General features: G+C 34.4%; 24 protein-coding genes. 6 read left to right on the top strand and 18 right to left on the bottom strand.

Translation table 11 applies throughout. The features are described from left to right. The first annotated feature begins 56 nt into the window (after positions 1-56). The 3 genes from F6P99_RS10060 to F6P99_RS10050 are packed head-to-tail and all read left to right on the top strand — an operon-like array spanning position 57 to position 966. Positions 57-308 carry a YtxH domain-containing protein gene (locus F6P99_RS10060; protein WP_152287349.1) on the top strand — a complete coding sequence of 84 codons (252 nt, stop codon included), beginning with the start codon at positions 57-59 and terminating at the stop codon, positions 306-308. 12 nt (positions 309-320) lie between these two features. Then, positions 321-632, top strand: a complete 312-nt coding sequence (locus F6P99_RS10055) for a hypothetical protein (protein ID WP_152287348.1) — start codon at positions 321-323, stop codon at positions 630-632. A 10-nt stretch (positions 633-642) separates the two neighbouring features. Continuing rightward, a complete protein-coding gene (locus F6P99_RS10050) occupies positions 643-966 on the top strand; it encodes a hypothetical protein (protein ID WP_152287347.1) in 324 nt (107 codons plus the stop codon). Between the two features lie 41 nt (positions 967-1,007). Here F6P99_RS10050 and F6P99_RS10045 read toward each other — a convergent pair whose 3' ends face one another. The 8 genes from F6P99_RS10045 to F6P99_RS10010 form a co-directional block, all read right to left on the bottom strand. After that, positions 1,008-1,727, bottom strand: a complete 720-nt coding sequence (locus F6P99_RS10045) for a hypothetical protein (RefSeq protein ID WP_152287346.1) — start codon at positions 1,725-1,727, stop codon at positions 1,008-1,010. A 22-nt stretch (positions 1,728-1,749) separates the two neighbouring features. Then, positions 1,750-3,006 carry a carbohydrate porin gene (locus F6P99_RS10040; RefSeq protein WP_152287345.1) on the bottom strand — a complete coding sequence of 419 codons (1,257 nt, stop codon included), beginning with the start codon at positions 3,004-3,006 and terminating at the stop codon, positions 1,750-1,752. Between the two features lie 8 nt (positions 3,007-3,014). Further along, the gene (locus tag F6P99_RS10035; protein WP_152287344.1) at positions 3,015-3,215 is read right to left on the bottom strand and encodes a hypothetical protein; all 201 of its coding nucleotides are present in this window, start codon (positions 3,213-3,215) and stop codon (positions 3,015-3,017) included. A 53-nt stretch (positions 3,216-3,268) separates the two neighbouring features. Continuing rightward, positions 3,269-4,288: a hypothetical protein gene (locus tag F6P99_RS10030; protein WP_152287343.1), complete on the bottom strand. Its 1,020-nt coding sequence runs from the start codon at positions 4,286-4,288 to the stop codon at positions 3,269-3,271. 158 nt (positions 4,289-4,446) lie between these two features. Next, on the bottom strand, positions 4,447-5,607 hold the full coding sequence (locus F6P99_RS10025) for a DcaP family trimeric outer membrane transporter (RefSeq protein WP_152287342.1): 1,161 nt from the start codon (positions 5,605-5,607) through the stop codon (positions 4,447-4,449). Positions 5,608-5,759: 152 nt separating this feature from the next. Continuing rightward, positions 5,760-7,160, bottom strand: coding sequence for a metal-dependent hydrolase family protein (locus F6P99_RS10020; RefSeq protein ID WP_152287341.1), 1,401 nt, complete (start codon positions 7,158-7,160; stop codon positions 5,760-5,762). 104 nt (positions 7,161-7,264) lie between these two features. Beyond that, positions 7,265-8,233, bottom strand: coding sequence for a sodium-dependent bicarbonate transport family permease (locus F6P99_RS10015; protein ID WP_152287340.1), 969 nt, complete (start codon positions 8,231-8,233; stop codon positions 7,265-7,267). A gap of 24 nt (positions 8,234-8,257) precedes the next feature. Then, positions 8,258-8,554 (bottom strand): hypothetical protein, encoded by a 297-nt coding sequence (locus tag F6P99_RS10010; protein WP_152287339.1) that lies wholly within the window; start codon positions 8,552-8,554, stop codon positions 8,258-8,260. Positions 8,555-8,649: 95 nt separating this feature from the next. On the opposite strand from F6P99_RS10010, the gene F6P99_RS10005 reads away from it, so the two are divergent. Beyond that, on the top strand, positions 8,650-9,573 hold the full coding sequence (locus F6P99_RS10005; RefSeq protein WP_152287338.1) for a LysR family transcriptional regulator: 924 nt from the start codon (positions 8,650-8,652) through the stop codon (positions 9,571-9,573). A gap of 5 nt (positions 9,574-9,578) precedes the next feature. Here F6P99_RS10005 and F6P99_RS10000 read toward each other — a convergent pair whose 3' ends face one another. Next, positions 9,579-10,832 carry an exo-beta-N-acetylmuramidase NamZ family protein gene (locus F6P99_RS10000; RefSeq protein ID WP_152287337.1) on the bottom strand — a complete coding sequence of 418 codons (1,254 nt, stop codon included), beginning with the start codon at positions 10,830-10,832 and terminating at the stop codon, positions 9,579-9,581. A 13-nt stretch (positions 10,833-10,845) separates the two neighbouring features. On the opposite strand from F6P99_RS10000, the gene F6P99_RS09995 reads away from it, so the two are divergent. Beyond that, positions 10,846-12,081 (top strand): ABC transporter permease, encoded by a 1,236-nt coding sequence (locus F6P99_RS09995; protein ID WP_152287336.1) that lies wholly within the window; start codon positions 10,846-10,848, stop codon positions 12,079-12,081. 42 nt (positions 12,082-12,123) lie between these two features. Here F6P99_RS09995 and F6P99_RS09990 read toward each other — a convergent pair whose 3' ends face one another. From F6P99_RS09990 to gcvP, 4 genes are all read right to left on the bottom strand, one after another. Beyond that, positions 12,124-13,140 carry a TlpA family protein disulfide reductase gene (locus tag F6P99_RS09990; protein WP_152287335.1) on the bottom strand — a complete coding sequence of 339 codons (1,017 nt, stop codon included), beginning with the start codon at positions 13,138-13,140 and terminating at the stop codon, positions 12,124-12,126. Positions 13,141-13,294: 154 nt separating this feature from the next. Beyond that, positions 13,295-14,956, bottom strand: coding sequence for a dihydrolipoamide acetyltransferase family protein (locus F6P99_RS09985; RefSeq protein ID WP_152287334.1), 1,662 nt, complete (start codon positions 14,954-14,956; stop codon positions 13,295-13,297). 18 nt (positions 14,957-14,974) lie between these two features. Then, positions 14,975-15,976, bottom strand: coding sequence for a pyruvate dehydrogenase (acetyl-transferring) E1 component subunit alpha (gene pdhA / locus F6P99_RS09980; RefSeq protein WP_152287333.1), 1,002 nt, complete (start codon positions 15,974-15,976; stop codon positions 14,975-14,977). Between the two features lie 380 nt (positions 15,977-16,356). Then, entirely contained in the window at positions 16,357-19,203 is a 2,847-nt protein-coding gene (gene gcvP / locus F6P99_RS09975) for an aminomethyl-transferring glycine dehydrogenase (RefSeq protein ID WP_152287332.1), read from the bottom strand. Positions 19,204-19,393: 190 nt separating this feature from the next. Here gcvP and F6P99_RS09970 point away from each other — a divergent pair, with 190 nt between their 5' ends. Further along, positions 19,394-20,221 (top strand): UbiA prenyltransferase family protein, encoded by an 828-nt coding sequence (locus tag F6P99_RS09970; protein ID WP_152287331.1) that lies wholly within the window; start codon positions 19,394-19,396, stop codon positions 20,219-20,221. A 53-nt stretch (positions 20,222-20,274) separates the two neighbouring features. On the opposite strand, the gene F6P99_RS09965 is transcribed toward F6P99_RS09970, so the two are convergent. Genes F6P99_RS09965 through F6P99_RS09945 form a run of 5 tightly spaced genes read right to left on the bottom strand, consistent with a single transcriptional unit; the run spans position 20,275 to position 23,210 of the window. Further along, complete coding sequence (locus F6P99_RS09965) at positions 20,275-20,880, bottom strand: YceI family protein (RefSeq protein WP_152287330.1); 606 nt, start codon at positions 20,878-20,880, stop codon at positions 20,275-20,277. 2 nt (positions 20,881-20,882) lie between these two features. After that, entirely contained in the window at positions 20,883-21,146 is a 264-nt protein-coding gene (locus F6P99_RS09960) for an acyl-CoA-binding protein (protein WP_152287329.1), read from the bottom strand. 11 nt (positions 21,147-21,157) lie between these two features. Beyond that, entirely contained in the window at positions 21,158-21,808 is a 651-nt protein-coding gene (locus tag F6P99_RS09955) for a phosphatidylserine decarboxylase family protein (RefSeq protein WP_152287328.1), read from the bottom strand. Further along, entirely contained in the window at positions 21,798-22,610 is an 813-nt protein-coding gene (locus tag F6P99_RS09950) for a phosphatidate cytidylyltransferase (protein WP_152287327.1), read from the bottom strand. Before F6P99_RS09950 ends, F6P99_RS09955 begins: the two co-directional genes overlap by 11 nt. 3 nt (positions 22,611-22,613) lie before the next feature. Continuing rightward, a complete protein-coding gene (locus F6P99_RS09945; RefSeq protein WP_152287326.1) occupies positions 22,614-23,210 on the bottom strand; it encodes a hypothetical protein in 597 nt (198 codons plus the stop codon). Between the last annotated feature and the right edge of the window lie 15 nt (positions 23,211-23,225).

The following is a 23,225-nucleotide window of genomic DNA, read 5'->3' as shown; positions in this document are numbered from 1 at the left end:
TGATAAAAGTTAATTTGTGTTTTTTTCTCGTTATTTTTAGAAAATAATAGATTGATATGGGTACGACATCAAAATGGATAGCGGGTTTGTTAATAGGTTTGTTTGTTGGAGCGGTTGCTGGTATTTTATTAGCACCAAGTTCAGGTGAAGAAACAAGAGAAGAATTATTGGGCAAGATTGACTTACTCAAGGAAAAAATTAATGAATTGGTCGAAAAAGGAGGTGAGTTTACAAACGAAAAAATTGAACTTCTAAAGCAGAAAATTTCTCAATTAGAAAAAGAGATTGAAACGAAGGAAACGGCATAAATTGTTCTAGATATGAAGGAAGAAATAATCAAATACATTGAATTAAAATTCAAATATCTACAGTTCGAAGCTGTTGAGAAAATAGGTGAGGCAAGAGCAAAAATATTTTTTGATGTTGTATTTTTATTTCTCTTTTTTTGTTTTCTAATATTTGTTGGTTTTACTTCAGCTTTGGTGTTGAATGCGCTATTTGAAAGTACCTATTTAGGTTTTGTTACTGTTACGGTCGGATTGGTTTTGATTATGTTGTTGATGTTATGGAAACGAAAAACAATTTTGACGAGAATAATGCAAAATTATTTAGATAGAAATATTCCTTCTTAAAAATAGTACTATGGAAAAGTCTGAGTTTTATTTAAAAAAAGAAATGCTAAAAACAGAAATTAGCATGCAAGAAAAATTGCTAGAAGAAAAATTTCAAACTACAATTAGTCCTCAGAATTTACTGTTTAATGTGGTGCCCTTGGCAGCAAAGCGTTTTCTGAAGTTTGAAAGTAAAGAGTTTAAAACTTCGTTTGCTGAAAAAACAAATGAGATTTTAGTAAATGTTTTAGTTGAGTCTCAAAAAGTAATCAGTGGTATTTCGCACATTGTGTCTATATTTAAAGATGTTAGAAATACTGTAAAAACAGATGAAAAAGCTTCTGTTGACGAATAAGAAGGTTTCGATCGTAGAAAATCTTATTTGTTCTAAATAACTTAAAAGTTGATGTACTTAGCAGGTACATATTTGTATTTTTTTCCTGCGCGAATTACAAGTGACACCATTGGTGTAAAGGAATAGGTCCATCCATCATTATCTCCTAAAGCAGCTGCTCCAAATAACGGTGCTATTGACAGTGTATGTTGTTTGTCAAAACTATAAGTAAAGGCTGGTCCACCACGTATGAATTCAATTCCTGTATAGTCTTCACCCCATCTATAAAATGGGCCAATCAATCCGCTTATAATAAAATGATCATTTATTATTTTATTATATGTTACAACATACCTAACACCATGTCTTAAATTTCCTTTTGTGTCAATGTCTATTTGATATTTCATCTGATTTACCAATTGACCATTTAAAGTACCTTCTTCACTACTGAAATTAAATTTTCTAACCCCTGCAAATCCAAATCTAAAATCTTTTCTATCAGGTTTTACACTTGCACGAAAGTCAGGTACAATTTCCCAATTTGCATTTGGTGAATAGGTGAGAACCCCTTCGTAATACCATTCTTTTAAGGCAGACATATTTTCGTTTACTCTCCATTGCAGTTCATGTGAGTGTTGAAAATTATTTTCACCTCCAAACACTATTTTGTTACCAACTAAAAGCCAGTTGTCCCATCGGTCGATGTCTGGTTCTTGCGCATAGGTAGACACTGTCAAGAAAAATAGTACTTTGATACAAATAGATTTAAAGTTGGTTTTCATGATCAGTGGGTTTTATGATGTCTTAAATGTTCAGTCTTCCTCTTACTCCGGCAATAAAAAGATTTGATGTATTTGGGTTTAAAGCAGGATTGATTAGATATTGAAGATCTGGTGAAATCTCGAACCTGCTAGAGAATTTAATTTTATAGAATACTTCTGCCGTAATTTGGTCTTGTAGATTAGTTCGAAAACTACTTTCATTCACTTCTCCCCATCCTAAGGATGCTCCGAATAGACTTCCTTTTTCGGTTGTTTGATATGCCATTCCAGCAACTAAAGATTTTTGCAATAAGGTACCGCCATCTTTGGCATAACCACCTCTAAGAAAAGGATGAATACCACTTTTGAAATAATGTGTAGCAGAGAACGCAATTCCCCAACCTGGAAGTGACGCAGTAACTGGTGTACCGTCAGAATGCCAATAAGTAAGATGAAAATTATTCAAGAAAAAATCATTAGATCCTGTGGTGTATCCCAATTCGATACTTTTGAAATAATTTCCATTTTCGAAGAATGAATTGAAATTATCCCAAGGTTTCGTGGGGTCTGATCCTGCATCACTGATACTTGCAATTGCATAAATGTTATCTGTAATATACATGGCAAAAGCTACTCCCAAAGCAGCATCGTTAGGAATGTAGACAGTTTGAGACCCTGTACTGAATTGGAAATTCATAAATCCTGTCCATGGACTAGCATATGCATAAACATCTACATAATCTGTCGCGTCTAATAAACCTGCAACAAAAGATATTTTGCCTCCAGCTAAACGTTGTCTCCAATAAAAGTTGGTCATTCGAAAACCATCATCGTTAAAGGCCGGGACCTCCATTCCTACATATCCAATACCAAAACCAAAATTTTTCGGAGTTACTTGTGTATAAGGGTGTCTGTGCTCGACTTTATAAATAAGTGCACCATTATTTTTTTTTTTTCTGTTGATCAATTCCCATGAGCCATACAAACGAACCATCCCAGCTGCAGTATGATTGTCATTACCTGGTAAACTTTCAGTGGCTCCAAAATAAACGCTAGAGTAGTCCAAAGCAAAATCAAATCCGGAATTGGATTTTAAGGTTTTTTTGAAATCGAAAAAGGGATTTAAAAAGCCCAAATCAAAAACAGATTCTTTTTCAATTTTATCTTCTGCCAATTGATTGTCAACCTGGTTGGGTCCCCCCATTTGATATTCTTTTGACTCGTTGTTTTGTTCTTGCGCATATAATACTGCGAAATTAAAAAGCAAGAATGCAAATAAAATGTAATTTTTTATCATCATAATTTGTTTTACCAAGGAAGGTTAATTACTGGGGGTATTTGAAAGAATTTAGTCCAGTGGTTAGTTTTTTGAAATTCTAGACTTGCTATCGTTCTTAGAGTATTTGAAAGTTCTTGAGCGATTTCATCAGCAGATTTTTCCGTGCTCTTTTGACCGTGTAGTTGAAATACTGCAAAAAGAATTCCTAAGGTGAGTATATATTTATTCATAGTTGATTGTTTGAGTCAAACAAACGCAATTTTATTTCAAAGATAAAGATTAATTAAAGTCCAAATCTATAATTTAAGGAAAGCATTAGCTGTTGTTTGGATTTTAAAAAACCGTATTCTCCACGAAATTGCCATTTATCATTGTGCTGGTAATTAAAACCTAAGAGCATATTCCATTCGTGTTCTAATCGTTTGTTGAATTTATAATACACATCAGTATCTACAACACCACGAACTAAATTATAAGTTGCCGTGGCTTGAGCCTTTTGTAAAGCGTTTAATTCATCCCAGTATTGTCCATTACCATTCGGAACTTCATTGTTTTTAAAACTATTCCAATGGTTGTCTAAATTCTGTTTGTCCTCTTCAGTAATTCCTAATGCTTCATCAAAGGCTATATTACCAGAAGTTTGATTGTCTAATTTCTGAAATTGAGCACCTCCCCAAATAGCCCAAAACCTTCCCTTGGTAGGTGTCATGATTCTTTTGATGACTCTTATTCCGCTTACATTAACCAATACGGGTTTGTCTAATCTAGAGTTTGTTGTCCAAGACCATGAATAATCTGCAGCGATGTTTACCGGTCCAAGAGGAGCAACCCCCAACAAGTTTATTCCATAATATTTTCCTCTGATATCAGTAGTACTTTTTATCAAATCACTCCCAGCTACACTAAAAGTAATATCTTGTTCTCCCCACACTTCTCCAAAATAGCCTCCGACAGAAAAAAAAGGTAATATCCATGCGTCAAGTCTTGCGTTAAGGGTGTTAATTCTTCCTTGCGAAGGGCCAAAATCTAGGATGCCATCTAAAGGAAAATACGAAGTGGGTGGAGTGGTACCATCGCCTAAAGCCATTTCAAAATTATCTATAATGATACCTTGTTTGTTAAATAAACTTCCGAGCATAACACCAAAAGGTTTTTGTAGCTCATAACCTCTCGCATAGGCTTTTTTGCCAAGTATTGGTAATACATAGGGGTATTCTTTTCCAATTTGTGTAGAATCTATGGTTTGGCCAAGACTAAAATGAGATATGAGACAAGTGAAAACTATAAAAATATATTTATACATAGTCCAGTTTTAAAGGTATCTATAGTTAATCATACCGTATCATCAATAATAAAAATAGCATAAAATATGAAAACAAAAAAATACCTGGGATTATATGACTCTATATTATGTAACTAAATAGCTTGATAGGGTATGGGCTTATTTGTTTTCAATAGTTGTTATTTTGCGCTGTATTTAAATGAATATTTTACTGAGAATTGTACGCGGTGCATGCCATCACCGATTCCATTTTCTAGCCCACGATATGCGTACATTCCTTCAACTCCGAGTAATAAATCTTTGTCTGCTTGGTAAATGATATTCGCAGAACCACTCCAAGCATTTTTATTTTCATTTAATCCTGCAAGTTCGGTAGGGTTTTGTGCTTCTAAGAAAGAGTAATTGATACTTGATTTCCATCGATCGTTCCAATGATGCAAGTATGAAACAAATCCATTCATAGAAGAAATTGCTTGCAAATCACCGTTGTTGTCCACGACCGAGCTGTTTAAAAATGCCAACGCCAAATAACGGCCTAATCCATAACCATAGGTTGCTTGAATTCTGAGGTCATCTTTTTTTCCAATGTTGATTTTTGCACCTGAGGTCAGACCATACCCAATAAAACTTTTTCTTGTACCGTTAGCGTCATGGTATCGAGGATTTCGAATAATACCAGAAACCCCTAGGTTACCCCATTTTCCATTGAAGTTTCTTCTGACAATTGCATCAGGTAATCCACCAGATGATATTACAAAAGGCCCACCACCATTTGGTGTAATAGTTGCTTCAGGGACTTCAAGTGAAAACTGCCAATTTCCATTTGTATATCTAATTTGGGGTTGTCTGTTAAAAACAATTCCTTCTGCAGCTCCTGAAAAATCTAGGTCGTCTGGGATTATAACCACCATAAAAGTCGACCAGGTTTGACCGAATAGCCATTTGTCATAGTTGATGTATAAATGTCTGATACGAGGATTGTATGAATTACTTACTCGTGCATCTCCAGCAGCTGAAAGTAAAAAATCCATTTCAAAATAGGATTTTATTTTTTTCTCGTTTTTTAGTGTTTTTTCGAAATCAAGATAGAAACGAGATTCTTTGATGTGCATATGCGTATCATAAGTATCTTGGCCTCCTACGGGTATTGCACTGGGTAAATGAATGTCTCTAATTGGACTTTCAGGATCAGCAACTTCACCACCTTCGAATACGGTAATCATTGCATCCATTTTTGCAAATCCACCTATTGTAAAATTGGTGTCATTGTTTTTCGTTTTATGTTGAGCAACGATTCCTATGTTTATCAAAAAAGTTAGAAATAGTAGTTTTTTTTTCATAGGTTTTAGTTAAAAATCAAATTTCATTTAGCTGGTTGTAAACCAATAGCAAGTGTTCGGTTTTGAAATAATTGTTAAGGTTTTATACTAAAAATGAGCAACTGGGTGTCGAAATAACTTCCCAATTGCTCATTAAAAGTGAATCATAAAGATTATTTATCTAATGTGTTTTTATAGATTTTTCCGTCTTTCATGATTATTTTCATAGTTTCTATTCCATCACGAACTGGTGCATCGAACCATTTTTCATTTCCACCAATCACTGAAATATCCTCTAACGGATTTCCGTCAACTAACAACAAATCAGCATAGGCCCCTTCTTCTACAACACCCAATTTACCATCAGGGTAAGGATCCATTACTTCACCAGAAAGTTTTACAATTTCACCGTTTACAGATGTCAATGCTTTTAAGTAATAATGGTTTCCAAAATAGTGCGCTCCTAGATATATTTGGTGGTCGTTTTGCTTGTTACAAGCATCAGGCATTCCTACACAATCTCCTTGGAACCCTAATTTTGGTCGGTGTTTTTTTACATTTTCGATATATCCTTTAAAGGCTTCTTGAGCAGAGTTTGCTTTTCTTGCAGAAGCTTTACTAGCAGAAATTGCAGAAACTTGAGACAATGCAGGAGAGAATGCTTGCATGTTTGTAGTCATATATGCTCCTTTTTTCTTCATCAATTTTGCAACATCTCCATCAAACATAAAACAGTGCTCAATTGTTTTTACACCATTTTCTAAACAACGCATGATTGATTTTTTACTGTAAGCATGAGACATCACATAAGTACCATAAGCATCAGCAACTTCTACGGCAGCTCTAATTTCTTCTGGGCCATAGGCATCTAGCTGCCAAGGGTCGAATTGCGAAACAACACCACCGCTCGACATGATTTTTATTTGAGAAGCTCCCTGCATAAAATTTTGACGTGCTGCTGCTTTTATTTGGTCGACTCCATCTGCAGTGATTGTCATACCTAATTTACCACCACTAGAATGAATACCATTTAAGGTTTCATTTGGTGTGTTGAAATTTCTAAAATCTGCATGAGAACCTGTAGGTCCAATAAATCCTCCTGAAGGATAAATTCTTGGTCCTAAAACCAAACCAGCATCCACTGTTTTTTTAAGTCCGGCACCCATACCACCTGCATCTCTCCAAGTTGTAAATCCGGATAGCAATGCGTTTTTTGCATTTACCGTTGAACGTACTGCTAATTCTTCCCAGTTTCTACTGTTTTCAATGTCTGATATTGAATGACCATTCATTTGTAAATGACCATGCCCTTCAATAAGCCCTGGCATTAATGTCATGCCTTTACCATCAATTACCGTCGTTCCTTCAGGTATTGAAACATCTGCAGCAATTTTTTGAATAAGATTATTTTCTATTAAAACCGACATACCTGAGATAAGTGATTCTGAGGTTCCATCGAATATTTTTACATTTTTAAAGAGAATGTAATTCGCTTTTGTGTCGTTTTGTGCTGTTAGGTTCGATGCGAACAACAACAGAAAGGTAAGTAAAATTAAGTTTTTGATAAGTTTCATAAGGTATATAATTTTTGAAACTTAAAAATAATCATTTTTACAGCACAAAAAAACGACTACTGAAAATAGTAGCCGTTTTGTTTTGCTTGAAAGTCGTTTTAAATTTAAGGAGTGATGTTCTGCACGATTGCTAGATACAAAGGCATTCCTATCGTAATGTTTATTGGGAAAGTAACCGCCAACGCCATTGGTAAATACAATCCGGGATTTGCTTTTGGGACTGCCATTTTCATAGCTGCTGGTACCGCTATATAGGAAGCACTTGCCGCTAGAATTGCAAAGATAAATCTGTTAGAAACATCTTCTGTGATATAACCACTTAAGATTCCGAAAAGTGTACCATTGAGCAATGGAATAATTATGGCAAAAAGTATAGGGTAAATTCCTTTTGCAATTAGTGCGTTTAATTTTCTACCGCTTACGATTCCCATATCTAGTAAGAAAATAGCCAAGAACCCTTTAAACAAATCGTCGGTAAAAGGTTTTATATCATTCGCTTGTTCTGCACTAGCTAAAAATCCGATTACCAAACTACCAAATATGAGCAATACACTACCGTTGGTGATAGAGTGTTTGATCGCATCTTTTTTATTGATTTTATCATCATTGTTCTTATTGTATAAAGAAATCAATATCAAGCCAGCAATAATAGCCGGACTTTCCATAATGGCCATGATAGCGACCATATGACCATCCATATGCAGACCTTGGGCTTCGAGATATGAAATAGCAGTAACAAATGTTACAGCACTAACAGAACCATATGCAGCAGCTATGGCTCCAGCATTTTGAATGGTGAATTTTTTCTTTAGAATGAAAAATGTATATAACGGAATGGTTACCGCGATAAAAACCCCAAAAAGCATAGAATAAATAATTTTGCTTGTGAATGCTTCATGGGATAATTCTTGACCTCCTTTAAATCCAATTGCGAATAATAGGTATAATGAGATGAATTTCGAAGAGTTTTTGGGGATTTCTAAATCACTTTTGACGCAAACCGCAATGATTCCCAAAATAAAAAATAATAGTGCAGGGTTTGTAAGATTATTAACTAATAAGTCAAGATTCATGTTTTTTTTTAGAGGGTTGTTTATTTAGACAGCTGCCTGAAAACTATAGTTTGAATTTGCGATAGTGTTGAATTGTGTATCTGAAATAAGTGATAATAATTTTTCAGGATTGTTAAGATTTTTGAATTCTTTTATCTCTTGGCGTATTTTTTTCAATTCAATTATTTTGTCAAGAGTATTGCTGTCAACGTTTCCAATTCTTTCACATTGAACAAGAAGTTCTAAGTTGTAAGAATTTAGCTTTTCTTGTAAAAGACTGTCTAAAAATTCTACAAATTCTTTGTTTTCTAATAGTTCATTGTTCAATTTTAATGCTTCCATAATTTGAATGTGTTTTTATTTTTACATTGCAAAACTACAAGCATTTATTTATAAATTTTTATTTATGTTTGTAATGAAAAACATAAATATATTTTATGAATTATACATTGAACCAACTTCAAATATTTTTGAAGATAGCTCAGACAAAGAGTGTTACTAAGGCATCTGAAGAATTACATCTTACACAACCGGCAGTTTCTATACAGCTAAAAAATTTTCAAGCTCAGTTCGACTTGCCTCTAACTGAGGTGATTGGAAGAAAGATTTATATTACAGATTTTGGAAAAGAGATTGCGAAAACGGCAGAAATTATATTAGAAGGAGTTGAAAAAATAAAAGCAAAAAATCTAGCTTTTCAGGGAAAAGTGTATGGGAAATTAACCATATCAATCGTTTCGACTGCAAAATATGTGATGCCTTATTTTTTAGCACGATTTATGAGAACCTTTCCAGATGTAGAATTGGAAATGCACGTAACGAACAAATCGAGTGTTGTGTCAGATTTGGAGAATAATTTGGTCGATTTTTCTTTGGTTTCGTTGATGCCAGATACCATTAACCTTGAACGATTTGATTTACTTGGCAACAGATTGTATTTAGTAGTGAAGCCAGGATTAGAAATTCCGAAAACTAATGATGCAAAAAAGATATTAGAGCAATTGCCCTTGTTGTATCGTGAGTTAGGGTCGGCTACTCGCTTGTCAATGGAAAAGTATATAAAAACGAAAAATATTTCTATTGCAAAAAAAATAGAATTGACTTCTAATGAGGCTATTAAACAGGCAGTTTTAGCAGGAATGGGATGTTCAATAATGCCTTTAATTGGTATCAAAGACGAATTGTTGCATGGCAGTTTGAATATCGTTCCCTTAGAAGGTTTGCCTATTGAAACACAATGGTCACTGGTATGGCCTTCTGGAAAAAAACATTCGCCCGTAGTAGAGAAATATCTAGAGTTTTTATCTGAAGAAAAAGATAGAATTATTAAAAATCATTTTTCTTGGCATGAAGCATATTAAACAAGTTAAGGGTAAAGCAAATATTTTTTTCGAATGTTTTTAAATTTCTTCAAATCTTTTTGCCAAGAGGCTTGAATTTCTGTTGCAGACAAACCATTTTCTAATTGGTCTTGAAGTTTTGTACTGCCTGCGTGAATGGTAAAGGTCTTACCAAAAAATGCTTTTTTGTCTGGATACAATTCATAGGCTTTTTTTAGCCATGCTATATTTACTTTGTTTAGGTTAGGTGTTTTGGATAAATCAAAACCATAGCATTTTTTATTTTGGTCTTTTGGATATTTGCTTCCAAAGTTGGCTCTTGGGAAGTAGGCAAAGAGATTGTTTGGGAATTTCGATGAACCAAATCGCTGAAATTGAAACTCAGTTCCTCTTCCGGCATTGATAGGGGTTCCTTCGAAGAACCCTAGACTAGGATAAAGATTGATTGATTTTGAATTTGGTAAGTTTGGTGAAGGGCGAATGGGTAATTTGTATGTTGATTGATGTGTGTAGTTTTTTAATGGGATTACAATTAAGTTGCACTTGATTTTATTTTTTAACCAACGTTCTCCGTTTATCATTTGAGCATACTCTGCAATGGTCATCCCATAAACTAATGGAACGGGGTGCATACCGACAAAACTTTTGTACTCTATTTGTAATGTAGGTCCGTCTACATAATGTCCATTCGGATTTGGTCGGTCAAGAACCATCACGGGAATATTATTTTCAGCACAGGCTTCCATTACATAGTGTAAGGTAGAAATATAGGTGTAAAAACGAGCGCCAACATCTTGGATATCAAAGACTACAAGGTCTATATCTTGTAATTGGTCTTTGGTTGGTTTTTTGTTTTTACCGTACAAAGATACAATTGGTAATCCTGTTTTTGCATCTTTTCCGTTTGCAACATGTTCCGCAGCATCTGCTTTACCTCGAAAACCATGTTCAGGTGAAAATACTTTCGTAACCTTTATTTTTTTTGATAAAAGTGAATCAACTAGATGTGTGAATGCAGTTTGTGTTTTGTTCTTAAAAATAACTGAGGTTTGATTGGCAACAATTGCAATGTTCTTGCTCTTGAGATCTTTGATGTGTTGTTCTAGGTTATTTGCGCCAACTTCAATAGTATTTTGTCCAGAACAACTGATCGATAAAGGAATCAAAATACTCAAAAAAAATAGTTTGCTGTTTTTTAGTATTTGTGTTTTTAGAGGTTGAAATAATAGATAGTTTGGCGTACCAAGAAGAGAATAATATGTATTTTTGATGAGAAACATTGAATGAATTAAATTGAATTACGAATTATTTTTAGCTAAACGTTTTACTGCGTCTAAGAAACATAAAAGTAGCATTTCAGCACCAATAATAAAAATTGCAATCACAGCAATTTCACTTGGGGTATTGCTAATGTTAATTACTGTGGCTACAGGTGTAGGTTTACAAGATCGAATTCGTGAAAAGATATCTGTTTTTAAAGGGCATATTCAAATCACTAGTTACGATAATAATACTTCTGAATCTACACAAAACCCAATAGCCAAAAACCAAGATTTTTATCCAGATTTTTCAAATTTAAACGGTGTGGTAAAAGTGCAGCCATTTGCTTCAAAAGGTGCGGTTATACGTACCGAAAAAGATTTTGAAGGCGTTGTGTTAAAGGGGGTAGATACAGATTATGATTGGTCAGGGTTGTCTGAATACCTCATTGAAGGTAGTATTCCTAAGATTTCAAACCAAGTTAGTAATCAAGTACTGATATCAAGTATTTTGGCAAATCGATTGGGTTTACATACCAACGATACCTTCGATATGTATTTTATCAAAGACAGAGGTAATAGAATGCCAAATAGGAGGGTGTTTACCGTAAGTGGTGTTTACAATTCGGGCTTTAAAGATTTTGATGAAAGTTATGTGTTGGGGGATATCAAACATATTCAGAAATTAAATAAGTGGAGTGAGGGACAAGTTGGTGGTTTTGAAGTGTTTGTAAATGATTTCTCAAGAATAAATGAGTTAGGAGCAGGAGTGTATAAAGAAATAGACCCTATGTTGAATAGCGAAACTATTTTAGAAATGTTCCCAACTATTTTTGATTGGTTGAAACTATTCGATACCAATATTGCGGTTATTATTGGAATTATGATATTGGTGGCAGGTATAAATATGATTACCGCATTGCTAGTACTGATTTTAGAGAGAACCCAGACCATTGGAATTTTAAAAGCTCTTGGGAGCTCGAATTGGAGTATTCGAAAACTGTTTTTATACAACGCATCTTATTTGATTCTAAGAGGTTTGGTTATCGGAAATGTCTTGGGTATTTCATTGTTGCTGATTCAAAAATATTTTTCAGTCATTAGTTTGAATCCAGAAACGTATTATGTGAGTAGTGCTCCAGTTAGTATAAATGTCTGGCATGTGTTGCTGTTAAATATTGGGACTTTGGTACTGTGTTTATTGATGTTGATAATACCTTCATATATAATTACCAAAATAACTCCCGCCAAGGCAGTAAAGTTTGCATAAAAAAAATCCTGTTCGAGAAAACAGGATTTTTTTTGCTATTTATTAGATACCTAATTCGGTAAATAGTTCTGTTAAACTGGGGTCGGATGGTCTAGGAGCGTTTGCTTCAACAATATTGCCTTGTGGATCAATTAAAATAAACCTAGGAATTCCTGAAATTTGATAAGCGCGAGAAAAACTCTGGTCACCACCTGCAAACAATTGAACACCTCCCATATTTTTGTCTTTTATCATTGTTTTCCAAGCGTCTTTTGCTGCCGGGTTATCGATAGAAATACTCACAAACTCGATGTTTTTATTGTGGTATTTTTTTTCTAAAGTTTGCAAAAATGGAATTTGTTGCTTACAAGGTCCGCACCAAGTTGCCCATACATCGATATACACATATTTTCCTTTGTAGTCGTCTAAAGAATTGTTACCACCTTTATAGTTTTCATAACCTTCAAATTTTGGTGATGGACTACCTTTGCTAGTGCTTTTTAAAAGGTTGTGTTGTTCTTCGTAATTTTCATTCAAAGTTGTGTACAGCTGCTCGTTGTTTTCTTTTTCTGCTTTAGCAAAAGCAGGGTCTAAATCATTGTATTTTACCAACAAAGCATCAAATGTAGATTTTGCTTCAGAAACTTGTTGTTCGAAAGCCTCTTTCTCTAGCTTAAAATATTCTGGAATATTCATATACTTACTTCCAGTTTCTAGTTTTTCTTTGATGTAATTCGTGTTTTGAGCTCCTTTACCTTTGAAATCGAAATTATCCCCATCAATAGTCAATTCAAGATCAAAACCATTTTGGATGTATGAAAAGGTTCTGTTTTGCCCGACAGTGATACCGTAAAAATTTTCTTCATAACTCGCAAGATCTTGTACATTTTTTAAGTGCAAAGTATCTTTAAAATGACCGTCTTTGTCAATTTCAATTTTTTTATTGTAGTGCTGATTTTCCACGATCAACGTATTTTCAGAAGTGTTTAATACAGTTCCTGATAAAGTCAAGTAATCTTTTTTTGTATCAGAACAAGCAAAAAGACTAATAGCTGCTAAAATGAGCGTAATTTTTTTCATTTGATTGAATTGTTGTATGAAGTTCAAATATACAATTTATGACGTGTTGGCTGTGCTATAATTACATTCTTTAACAAAATATTATTTAATATTAGGGCATAAAAAAACCTTCACTTTAAAGTGAAGGTTTTTTTATTTGTCTGCTAAAATATTATTAAGCAATCATAGTAACTGGACTCTCAACATATTGTTTCAATGTGTTTAAGAAGGCAGCTCCGACAGCACCATCAATGGTTCTGTGATCGCAAGATAATGTTAAGTTCATAACATTTCCAACAACAATTTCTCCATTCTTTACAACAGGCTTTTGTTTGATTCCACCAACTGAAAGAATAGCTGAGTTAGGTTGGTTGATGATAGAAGTGAAGTTATCTACACCAAACATTCCTAAGTTAGAAACGGTAAATGTACTTCCAGACATTTCTGCTGGAGTCAATTTTTTGTTTTTAGCTTTGATAGCTAAATCTTTTACTTCTGCACCGATTTGTGTCAAGCTTTTCATATCTGTAAAAGGAATTACAGGTACAACCAATCCGTCTTCGATGGCAACAGCAACACCAATTGAAATGTGCTCGTTATAGATAGTTTTTTCTTCTGTCCACTGTGTGTTAATTTGTGGATGTTTCTTAATTGCCATAGCAGTAGCTTTTACTACTAAATCATTGAAAGAAACTTTTGTATCTGGCAATTCGTTGATTTGCTTACGAGAAGCAATCGCATTGTCCATATCTACATCAATACTGATTGTAAAGTTTACATTTTCAGTTTGAGATTTATCTAATGCTCTAGCAATTGCTTTACGCATGTTAGAGTTTTTCTCTTCTCTTTGAGAGATTTCTCCAGCAGGTGCAGAAGCAACGGTTGCAGCAGCAGGTGCGTCAGTAATTACAACATCTGTAAAGTTTTCAACATCTGTTTTTACAATACGTCCACCTTCACCAGTACCCACAACTTTCGCTAGGTTGATTCCTTTTTCTTCAGCCAATGCTTTCGCTAGTGGAGAAGCAACGATTCTTCCGTTTTCAGACTGGATATTGCTAACTTTTTTAGTAGCGCTTGGAGCCGCTGCTTTTGCAGGCGAAGCTTTAGCAGCAGGTGCCGCTTTTTTCTCAGTAGCAGGTGCTTCAGCTTTTGGTGCTTCAGCAGCTGGAGCAGCTTCACCACCACCAGCATTAAAGTTTGCAACAACACCAGAAACGTCAGTTCCAGCATCACCAATAATAGCCAATAAACTATCAACAGGTGCTGTTTGTCCTTCTTCCAATCCGATATATAATAAAGTTCCCTCGTTAAACGATTCGAACTCCATAGTTGCTTTATCTGTTTCGATTTCAGCTAAGATATCTCCTTCAGCAACTTCATCACCAACTTTTTTCAACCAAGAAGCAACGGTACCATCTGTCATGGTGTCACTCAATCTTGGCATTGTTACTACGGTAACTCCATCAGGAATAGCAGCAGCGGCAGGAGCAGCAGGTGTTTCTGCAGCAGGGCTAGCAGCCTCTTCAACAGGGGCAGCAGCTTCCTCAACGGGTGCAGCAGTAGCATCTCCAGATAATAATGCTGAGAAGTCTTCACCTTCTTCACCAATAATAGCTAATAAGCTATCAACAGGTGCCGTTTCTCCCTCTTGTAAACCTATATGTAATAAAGTTCCTTCGTTAAATGATTCGAACTCCATAGTTGCTTTGTCAGTTTCAATTTCAGCAAGAATATCTCCTTCTTCAATTTTATCACCAACAGACTTCAACCATTTTGCCACTACACCTTCGGTCATAGTATCACTCAAGCGGGGCATTGTAATAATTTGTGCCATATAACTTTGTATTATGTTTTATTTTCTAGAAGTTTTGATAAAAGGGTAATCCTCTTGATCGTAAACTACGTCGTATAATTGTTGTTTTTGTGGGTAAGGAGATTCTTCAGCGAATTTTTCACATTCAGAAACCTTTGCTTTTACATCCTTGTCGATTTGTTTGATTTCATCGTCAGACAAGTATTTGTTTTCTTTGATGATATCAAGTACCTGAGTAATAGGGTCGATTTTTTTGTATTCAGCAACTTCGTCTTTTGTACGATAGTGTTGAGCATCAGACATTGAATGACCTCTATATCGGTATGTTTTCATTTCTAAGAACGTTGGCCCATCACCTCTTCTTGCTCTTTCCATAGCCTCATCCATAGCCTCAGCAACTTTGATGGGATTCATAGCATCTACAGGTCCAGAAGGCATTTCGTAACCCAAACCTAATTTCCAGATATCTTCGTGATTTGCAGTACGCTCAACAGAAGTACCCATAGCGTATCCATTGTTTTCAACGATGAATACTACAGGAAGTTTCCATAACATAGCCATATTGAAAGTTTCGTGTAATGATCCTTGACGTGCAGCACCATCACCAAAACAACAGATAGTTACAGCACCTGTGTTGTGGTATTTATCTCCGAATGCCATACCAGCACCTAATGGAATTTGACCACCAACAATACCATGTCCACCATAAAAACCTTTTTCTTTAGAAAAGATATGCATCGATCCACCCATTCCATGAGAAGTACCTGTTTCTTTTCCGTACAATTCAGCCATTACTCTTTTAGGATCAACACCCATACCAATTGGTTGAACGTGATTTCTATAAGCTGTAATCATTTTATCTTTAGAAAGATCCATTACGTGCAAAGAACCTGCTAAAATAGCTTCTTGACCATTGTATAAATGTAAAAAACCTCTCACTTTTTGTTGAATGTAAACTGCAGCTAATTTGTCTTCAAATTTTCTCCAGAACAACATGTCTTTGTACCAATTGATGTATGTTTCTTTTGTAATTTCTTTCATGATGAATTTTAATAAGTATTCAAAGTATGACCGCAAAAATAACATTTTAGTAATAAATTATACTGCATAGGCGCTACTTTTTTTTAGGTTCGTATTACGAACTTAGAAAATGATAATTTTTAACTTATAAAACTGAAAATGCCTAATATTTACATTCTCTTTTTTGAGAATTGGCAATATGTACTATGATTTTATGTAGATTTATAAATGTGTAATTGATAGTTTAATTACTGTTTTTCGAGATATTTTTTAATTGATTGGTCGTTTGTAGAAGATTTATTGTGTTTTTTTTACTTAAATTCTTATTTCATTGATAATTTTAAAATAAAAAAACACCTGAATTTCTTCAGGTGTTGTAAATTTATTTTTGATTCTTGTAATTACATATATTCTTCAATCGGGGTGCATGAACATATTAAATTTCGATCTCCGAAGGCGTCATCAACACGTCTTACAGATGGCCAAAATTTATTTTCTTGAATCGAATCCATAGGAAATGCCGCTTCTTTTCTTGAATAAGAAAAATCCCAATTATCATTTGTAAGCATTTGTTGCGTATGTGGCGCGTTTTTCAATACGGAGGAAGTATCGTGACTTTCTTGCGCATCGATTTCTTTTTTGATATGCAACATGGCATCAATAAAATTATCGATTTCTGCTTTGGATTCAGATTCAGTAGGCTCAATCATTAAGGTACCTGCAACAGGGAATGATACAGTAGGAGCGTGGTAACCATAATCCATTAGTCTTTTTGCAATATCGACAACTTCAATTCCTTTTGCTTTGAATTCTCTAAAATCAACAATCATTTCATGTGCACAGAATCCGTTTTCACCTGTATATAAGATATTATAACTGCTTTCTAAATGTTTTTTCATGTAATTAGCATTTAGTATTGCGGTTTCAGTTGCGGTTTTCAATCCTTTTGATCCTAGCATTTTTATATATCCGTAAGATATTAATAATACTAAGGCAGATCCCCAAGGAGCTGATGAGATAGGAGTGATTGGACTTTTTCCTCCTGTAGGAATAACTGGGTTAGAAGGTAAAAATGGAGCCAAGTGCTCTACTACACATATCGGTCCAACACCTGGTCCACCACCACCGTGAGGGATGGCAAATGTTTTGTGTAGATTTAAGTGACAAACATCAGCGCCAATTGTTGCTGGGTTTGTAATTCCTACTTGTGCATTCATATTGGCACCATCCATATATACTTGTCCACCGTTTTCGTGTATTAAATCTGTGATCTCTTTAATCCCACTTTCAAAAACACCATGTGTTGATGGGTAAGTAACCATCAAAGCTGCTAAATTGTCTTTGTGTAAAAGCGCTTTCTCTTTAAGATCATCAAAATCTATATTCCCTTCTTCTGTGGCTTTGGTAACCACAACCTTCATACCTGCCATTACGGCCGAAGCAGGGTTGGTTCCGTGTGCTGAAGAAGGAATCAAACAGATATTTCTGTGATGATCGCCATTTGCTTCATGGTATGCTTTTATAACTAACAAGCCTGCATACTCACCTTGTGCACCCGAATTCGGTTGTAAAGAAGTTGCATAAAAACCAGTAATTTCATTTAAATCCTCTTCAAGTTGTCTAAAAACTTCTTGGTAACCATCTGCTTGTTCAATTGGTACGAAAGGATGAATGTTGGCCCAGTTTGCCCAACTCAAAGGGAACATTTCTGAGGCAGCATTCAATTTCATAGTACATGAACCTAATGAAATCATTGAATGGTTCAAAGAAAGGTCTTTGCGCTCTAATTTCTTTATATATCGCATCATTTCTGTTTCAGAATGATAGCTATTAAAGACAGGGTTTTCTAAAAAACTCGTAGTTCTTGATAGATTTTGCGGAATTGTAATTTGCGGGTTAATGGCAACAACTTCAGTAAAAACTTTATTTTCTGCTTTTGCAATAATTTTTACAATTTCATTGATGTCTGATAAAGTTGTGGTTTCATTTAATGAAATACTAACAGTATCTTTATTTGTGTAATAAAAGTTGACATGTAAAAGTTCTGCGTTTTCTTTTATTTTTTCAAGATTGGAAACTTTTACATTTAACGTGTCAAAAAAAGTTTTATTGATTTGCAAGATGCCTAGTTTGGTCAACTCGTCATGCAGAGTATATGCCAGCTGATGGATTTTATTTGCAATGTATTTCAGGCCATTTGGACCGTGATATACACCGTACATACCAGCCATTACAGCTAGTAATACTTGCGCTGTGCAAATATTAGATGTTGCTTTCTCTCTTTTAATATGTTGCTCTCTGGTTTGCAGTGCCATTCTTAAAGCACGATTTCCGTTGGCATCTTTAGTTACTCCAATGATTCGACCTGGAATACTTCGTTTGTAAGCTTCTTTGGTAGCAAAATATGCTGCATGCGGACCTCCATAACCCATAGGTATTCCGAATCGTTGTGTGGTTCCTATCACAACGTCAGCGCCCCATTCTCCCGGAGGAGTCAAGATAGCTAAGCTTAATAAATCTGCAGCAACTGCTACTCGAACGTCATTTTCGTTTGCTTTTTTTACAAACTCTGAATAGTCGATAACTCGTCCGTTTTTACCAGGGTATTGCACCAATGTTCCAAAATAATCAGATGTGAAATCTTGTTCAGAATCTTCTCCGATTATTAATATGATTCCTAATGGAGTAGCACGAGTTTTTAACAATTCGATCGTCTGAGGTAAAACATTTTCAGAAACAAAGAAATGCAAAGAGTTATTTTTCTTTTGAGCTCTTGTTCTTGTGTTGTAAAGCATTATCATGGCTTCTGCAGCAGCAGTACCTTCGTCTAGTAAAGAAGCATTTGCTAGTTCCATTCCGGTTAACTCAGCAACCATCGTTTGGTAGTTTAATAAAGCTTCTAATCTTCCTTGAGCAATTTCAGCTTGGTAAGGAGTGTAGGCAGTATACCAACCTGGGTTCTCTAGAATATTTCTTTGAATTACTCCTGGTGTAATGGTTGGGTGATAGCCAAGACCAATATAGTTCTTAAATAATTTGTTTTTTATTGAGAGTTCTTGAATATGAGACAGATATTCTTGTTCACTCATCGCGGAGTTTAAATCTAAATCTTTACGAAGTAAAATGTCATTCGGAACTGTTTTTTTTATCAATTCGTCTATCGAATTTAGGCCGATAGTTGCTAACATTTCTTGAGCATCATTTCCCCTTGGGCCAACATGTCTCAATACAAAAGAATCTGTTTTCATTCTGAAACTATATGAATTATGAGTGAGTTTTGAGTGGCAAAAATAATTATTATTCAGGCATAAAAATTATTTAGAGAAATAGTTTTGTTAACGAATTAGCAAGTTTATCAACAAAAAAGAAAATAAATCTTTTTTCTAATTTCAATCAGATAGGTATAAGCTCAAATAAATAAAGCGTTATTTTTGAATCGTGAAAAAAATAAAGTCTCTTTTTGAATTTTATATTCATGGTAATATCCATGTAGCCCTTTCGGTATGGTCTATGGCACAAATTACGGGATTGTATTTTGATTTTTCTCCAGGGAAGAGTAGTCTTTTTTTAGCTCTCGCTACAATTTTATCGTACAATTTTATTCGATATGTGAAGTATAAAAACAAAGATCTACAAAATCATTTGTATGCTTGGTTTTCTCTAAATAAAACCATCTTGCTCTGGATAAATGTGCTTGTTGGTATTGCTTTTGTGTATTTGGTTTTTCAGTTTAACATACAGGCGTTACTTGTTTTAATCCCATTTGGAGTTGCCACATTGTTGTACATGTTACCAGTATTAAAATGGAAGGGAACAACATATTCTTTTCGAAAAATTCCTGGTTTTAAAATATTCTGTATTGCTATTTCGTGGTCAGGAGTTGTTGTGTTTTTTCCAATACAGGTTCATGGTATGGAATTGGGTAGCCTTGCTATATTATTTTTTCGTCTTCAGTTTTTATTTGTATTTCTGCTAACCTTACCATTTGATATTAGAGATGTCAATTTTGATGACAATGGCCTCAAGACAATACCGCAATGGTTAGGCTTGAATTATTCAAAAATATTGGGTTTTAGTATCACTCTAATCATCGCGTTTTTACAATTGCATTATTTTTATAAGACAGCTGTTATTATGTTGTTTGGAACAATTTTAGCATCGTTATTTTTATTTTTTTCAAAACCAAACCAGTCAAAGTATTACGCATCTTTTTGGGTAGAGGCAGTGCCGATATTTACCTATTTGTTTGGAGTTTTATTTTTGTGAAAAAAAACGCTCAATCATTTCGATTGAGCGTTGTGTTTGTTTCAGTTACTTGATTATTTGAATGCTACGGAAATATTGATTCCTACATCACTCCAAGTTTTGCTTACACCATCGGGTCCTTTGTGTAATTCAAAACATGCTTTGTTTATAGATTCTATGGCAGCTTGTGCTTGCCATGTATCTGTATGCATCACTGATTGGATTTCTAAAGTACTTCCGTTTTGCGTATATGAAAATGGTAATTTTTCAATTACTCCATTCATGTTGAAATCAACAAAACCAGCGTTGTTGTTTTCTATATGAATGGTTCCAGACAATACTTCTGCATTTTTCATAACACCAAAAAATAATGTTTTTAGTTTATGATCTCTATCTGGATTGTTTGAAAAAATACTACTTACAGGAATAGAAAATTCAGTTCCATTCAATGCATCACTAGGAGTGTTACCACTACCGTTTTTTGTAATAATAAGCTTTTGGAACTGACCTTTAACGGGTACTTTTTGAGTGGTTTTGTAGGCAGTCCAGTTTACCACTGTTTTTGAAGCATCAATCGTTATTTCTTGTTTCGCTGCAGCATCTTTCTTCGCTTTTTTCTTACACGAAGTTGAACTGAATGCAACTACGATTAGGCTAGCAATAAGAATTATTTTTTTCATAATTATTTTGAGTGTTTGTTTACAAGTTCTATGTATTTTCTTTTCGCTTCATCAGAGCTGATCCCTTTTAATTGCATCCAAGCGTTGAATTTAAAAGCATTTCTAACATCAAAATTGGCATTGAAAGAAAAATTATCTCCGGCAGTAGCTTGTTTGTAATAAGCATAAAACAATAGCATTACATCTTGTGGTAATGGAGTTTTCATTGCAGATGCCTTCTCGAATGCTTTTTCAAACTCTTCATCAAGTTTTTTATCTACACTCATTTCAATTTTTTTTAAATGGTAGCAATGATGTTTTCAGCACCTTTTACTACGTCGTTTAATTCTACTTTGATATTAGAATTTAAAGGTAAGAATAAATCTACTCTTGAACCAAATTTTATAAATCCGGCATCGGTACCTTGAACGACTTGCATGTCTTTTTTTGCGTAATTTACAATACGTCTAGCAAGGGCTCCTGCAATTTGTCGGTAGAGAACTTCACCAAAAATGGGGTTTTCTACAACAACTGTAGTTCTTTCGTTTTCTTCTGAAGCTTTTGGGTGCCAGGCAACTAGATATTTTCCTGGGTGGTATTTGCTAAATTTTACAATACCACTCAAAGCATATCTAGTAACATGAACATTTAAAGGAGACATAAAAATTGAAACTTGAATTCTTTTGTCTTTAAAATATTCAGGTTCGAAAACTTCTTCGATTACAACAACTTTACCATCTACAGGAGACACCACGTGATTGTCACCTATACTCGTGTTTCTAGAAGGGTTTCTGAAAAATTGTAAAATGATAACGAGTAAGAATAGTAATGCAAAGTAGAGTAGGTACTGTAACCAGTTTATTGTAACAAATTTGTCAACTAATAAATAACCAGCTGTAACCACAACTGCAGCAATTGCAATACTCGTATTTCCTTCTTTATGAAACATGTTCTGTAATAAATTTTAAATAAAAATAGATAAATGGTGCCGCAAAGATAATACTATCTAATCGATCTATAATGCCTCCGTGACCTGGAATAATTTTTCCGGTATCTTTGATGCCCGTTTCTCTTTTAAACATAGAAGCTATCAAATCTCCCAATACACCAAATATACTAACTATAGCTCCTAAGCCAATCCATTGGATAGGAGTGAGTATGTTGTTGTATAGGGCAATAATATAGGCTGCAACTAAAGTGGCAATGACACCTCCAGCAAATCCTTCAATGGTTTTTTTTGGTGAAATTCGCTCTAATAATTTTGTTTTTCCAATACTAACTCCAGTTATATACGCGAATGTATCACTGACCCAGATCAATATAAAAACCGCCAATATCAGTGAACCTTGATAGGTGCCTAGTGCGTTAGTAAAGGGGATTTTAATTATAAAAATATAACCAAAACAGGCATATGCGATGCACAGTAAAAATGTACCAATTGAATTGATTGAATTTGAATTTTGACGAAATAAATTTTTTATAAATACGGCCAAAATTGCGAGTATGGTTATCTCAGTTGTAAAATCACTAGAGATGTTTAGAAATGGAGTAGCTGAAGTGATAAAAGCAAAGATACCCACCAGATAAACTTCGCTAAAAGGCAATCGAAGCATTTTTGAAAATTCATACAAACTTGCCAGCATAAGTATAAAAAATAACCCAATAAATGTTTGGTGGCTAAATAATATTGAAAAAACAAGTATCGATACAAATATAGCACCAGAAATTGCTCGCGTAAGCATATTGTTCATAGGTTATAGGTCTTCAAATAAAAGTAAATATAAATTTTTTGAATTACTATTTGGAGTAGAAATGAAATTTTCTTCATCCTCTTCAGGCTTGTAGTTTTTTACAGCACTGATGTTTGTTGGGATGTTGTCTTTGTAATTATTTTTTATTCCTGTAAGACCTTGTCCCATGTCTTTAACCAGCTGACTAGTTTTGGCAAACACGATAAAATCATTAGATAATTCGTGTAGCTTTTTTTCTTTCAATTGGTTGGAAGAGAATAAAATACTTCCATTATCAGAGATGATATGTTCGCAAGAACTGAAAATCGGAGCGGGGTTGTTGATATCAAATGATATGTCAATCGCCAAAGCATCTGTAAAAGTAGCGAGGTTCGTTTCGTCTAAACAGGTGATGTTTTTCCATTGATTTTCATCGAGAATTCCTGTTAAATTATCAATCAATTCCTCTTTTGACGTACAGTATAAAAACTTACCGCCTTTATTAATAAAGTGATGCACAAACAAATCGTCTAAAGATAAATTAACTTCCTGCTTTTGGATGCTATCTTTTTCTTTAGGACCTTCTGATTTGTTGGAAAAAAGCTTTTTAAAAAAATTCATTCTCTATACTACCCA

Source organism: Flavicella marina (assembly GCF_009193215.1).
Taxonomy (GTDB): domain Bacteria; phylum Bacteroidota; class Bacteroidia; order Flavobacteriales; family Flavobacteriaceae; genus Flavicella; species Flavicella marina.
The sequence above is the reverse complement of the archived record's forward strand: the minus strand, read 5'-3'. Positions and strand labels throughout refer to the sequence as shown.

Excerpts from the sequence above, each read along its gene's own strand:
- F6P99_RS10060 (WP_152287349.1), top strand. The coding sequence starts at position 57 with ATGGGTACGACATCAAAATGGATAGCGGGTTTGTTAATAGGTTTGTTT.
- F6P99_RS10055 (WP_152287348.1), top strand. The coding sequence starts at position 321 with ATGAAGGAAGAAATAATCAAATACATTGAATTAAAATTCAAATATCTA.
- F6P99_RS10050 (WP_152287347.1), top strand. The coding sequence starts at position 643 with ATGGAAAAGTCTGAGTTTTATTTAAAAAAAGAAATGCTAAAAACAGAA.
- F6P99_RS10045 (WP_152287346.1), bottom strand. The coding sequence starts at position 1,727 with ATGAAAACCAACTTTAAATCTATTTGTATCAAAGTACTATTTTTCTTG.
- F6P99_RS10040 (WP_152287345.1), bottom strand. The coding sequence starts at position 3,006 with ATGATGATAAAAAATTACATTTTATTTGCATTCTTGCTTTTTAATTTC.
- F6P99_RS10035 (WP_152287344.1), bottom strand. The coding sequence starts at position 3,215 with ATGAATAAATATATACTCACCTTAGGAATTCTTTTTGCAGTATTTCAA.
- F6P99_RS10030 (WP_152287343.1), bottom strand. The coding sequence starts at position 4,288 with ATGTATAAATATATTTTTATAGTTTTCACTTGTCTCATATCTCATTTT.
- F6P99_RS10025 (WP_152287342.1), bottom strand. The coding sequence starts at position 5,607 with ATGAAAAAAAAACTACTATTTCTAACTTTTTTGATAAACATAGGAATC.
- F6P99_RS10020 (WP_152287341.1), bottom strand. The coding sequence starts at position 7,160 with ATGAAACTTATCAAAAACTTAATTTTACTTACCTTTCTGTTGTTGTTC.
- F6P99_RS10015 (WP_152287340.1), bottom strand. The coding sequence starts at position 8,233 with ATGAATCTTGACTTATTAGTTAATAATCTTACAAACCCTGCACTATTA.
- F6P99_RS10010 (WP_152287339.1), bottom strand. The coding sequence starts at position 8,554 with ATGGAAGCATTAAAATTGAACAATGAACTATTAGAAAACAAAGAATTT.
- F6P99_RS10005 (WP_152287338.1), top strand. The coding sequence starts at position 8,650 with ATGAATTATACATTGAACCAACTTCAAATATTTTTGAAGATAGCTCAG.
- F6P99_RS10000 (WP_152287337.1), bottom strand. The coding sequence starts at position 10,832 with ATGTTTCTCATCAAAAATACATATTATTCTCTTCTTGGTACGCCAAAC.
- F6P99_RS09990 (WP_152287335.1), bottom strand. The coding sequence starts at position 13,140 with ATGAAAAAAATTACGCTCATTTTAGCAGCTATTAGTCTTTTTGCTTGT.
- F6P99_RS09985 (WP_152287334.1), bottom strand. The coding sequence starts at position 14,956 with ATGGCACAAATTATTACAATGCCCCGCTTGAGTGATACTATGACCGAA.
- pdhA (WP_152287333.1), bottom strand. The coding sequence starts at position 15,976 with ATGAAAGAAATTACAAAAGAAACATACATCAATTGGTACAAAGACATG.
- gcvP (WP_152287332.1), bottom strand. The coding sequence starts at position 19,203 with ATGAAAACAGATTCTTTTGTATTGAGACATGTTGGCCCAAGGGGAAAT.
- F6P99_RS09965 (WP_152287330.1), bottom strand. The coding sequence starts at position 20,880 with ATGAAAAAAATAATTCTTATTGCTAGCCTAATCGTAGTTGCATTCAGT.
- F6P99_RS09960 (WP_152287329.1), bottom strand. The coding sequence starts at position 21,146 with ATGAGTGTAGATAAAAAACTTGATGAAGAGTTTGAAAAAGCATTCGAG.
- F6P99_RS09955 (WP_152287328.1), bottom strand. The coding sequence starts at position 21,808 with ATGTTTCATAAAGAAGGAAATACGAGTATTGCAATTGCTGCAGTTGTG.
- F6P99_RS09950 (WP_152287327.1), bottom strand. The coding sequence starts at position 22,610 with ATGAACAATATGCTTACGCGAGCAATTTCTGGTGCTATATTTGTATCG.
- F6P99_RS09945 (WP_152287326.1), bottom strand. The coding sequence starts at position 23,210 with ATGAATTTTTTTAAAAAGCTTTTTTCCAACAAATCAGAAGGTCCTAAA.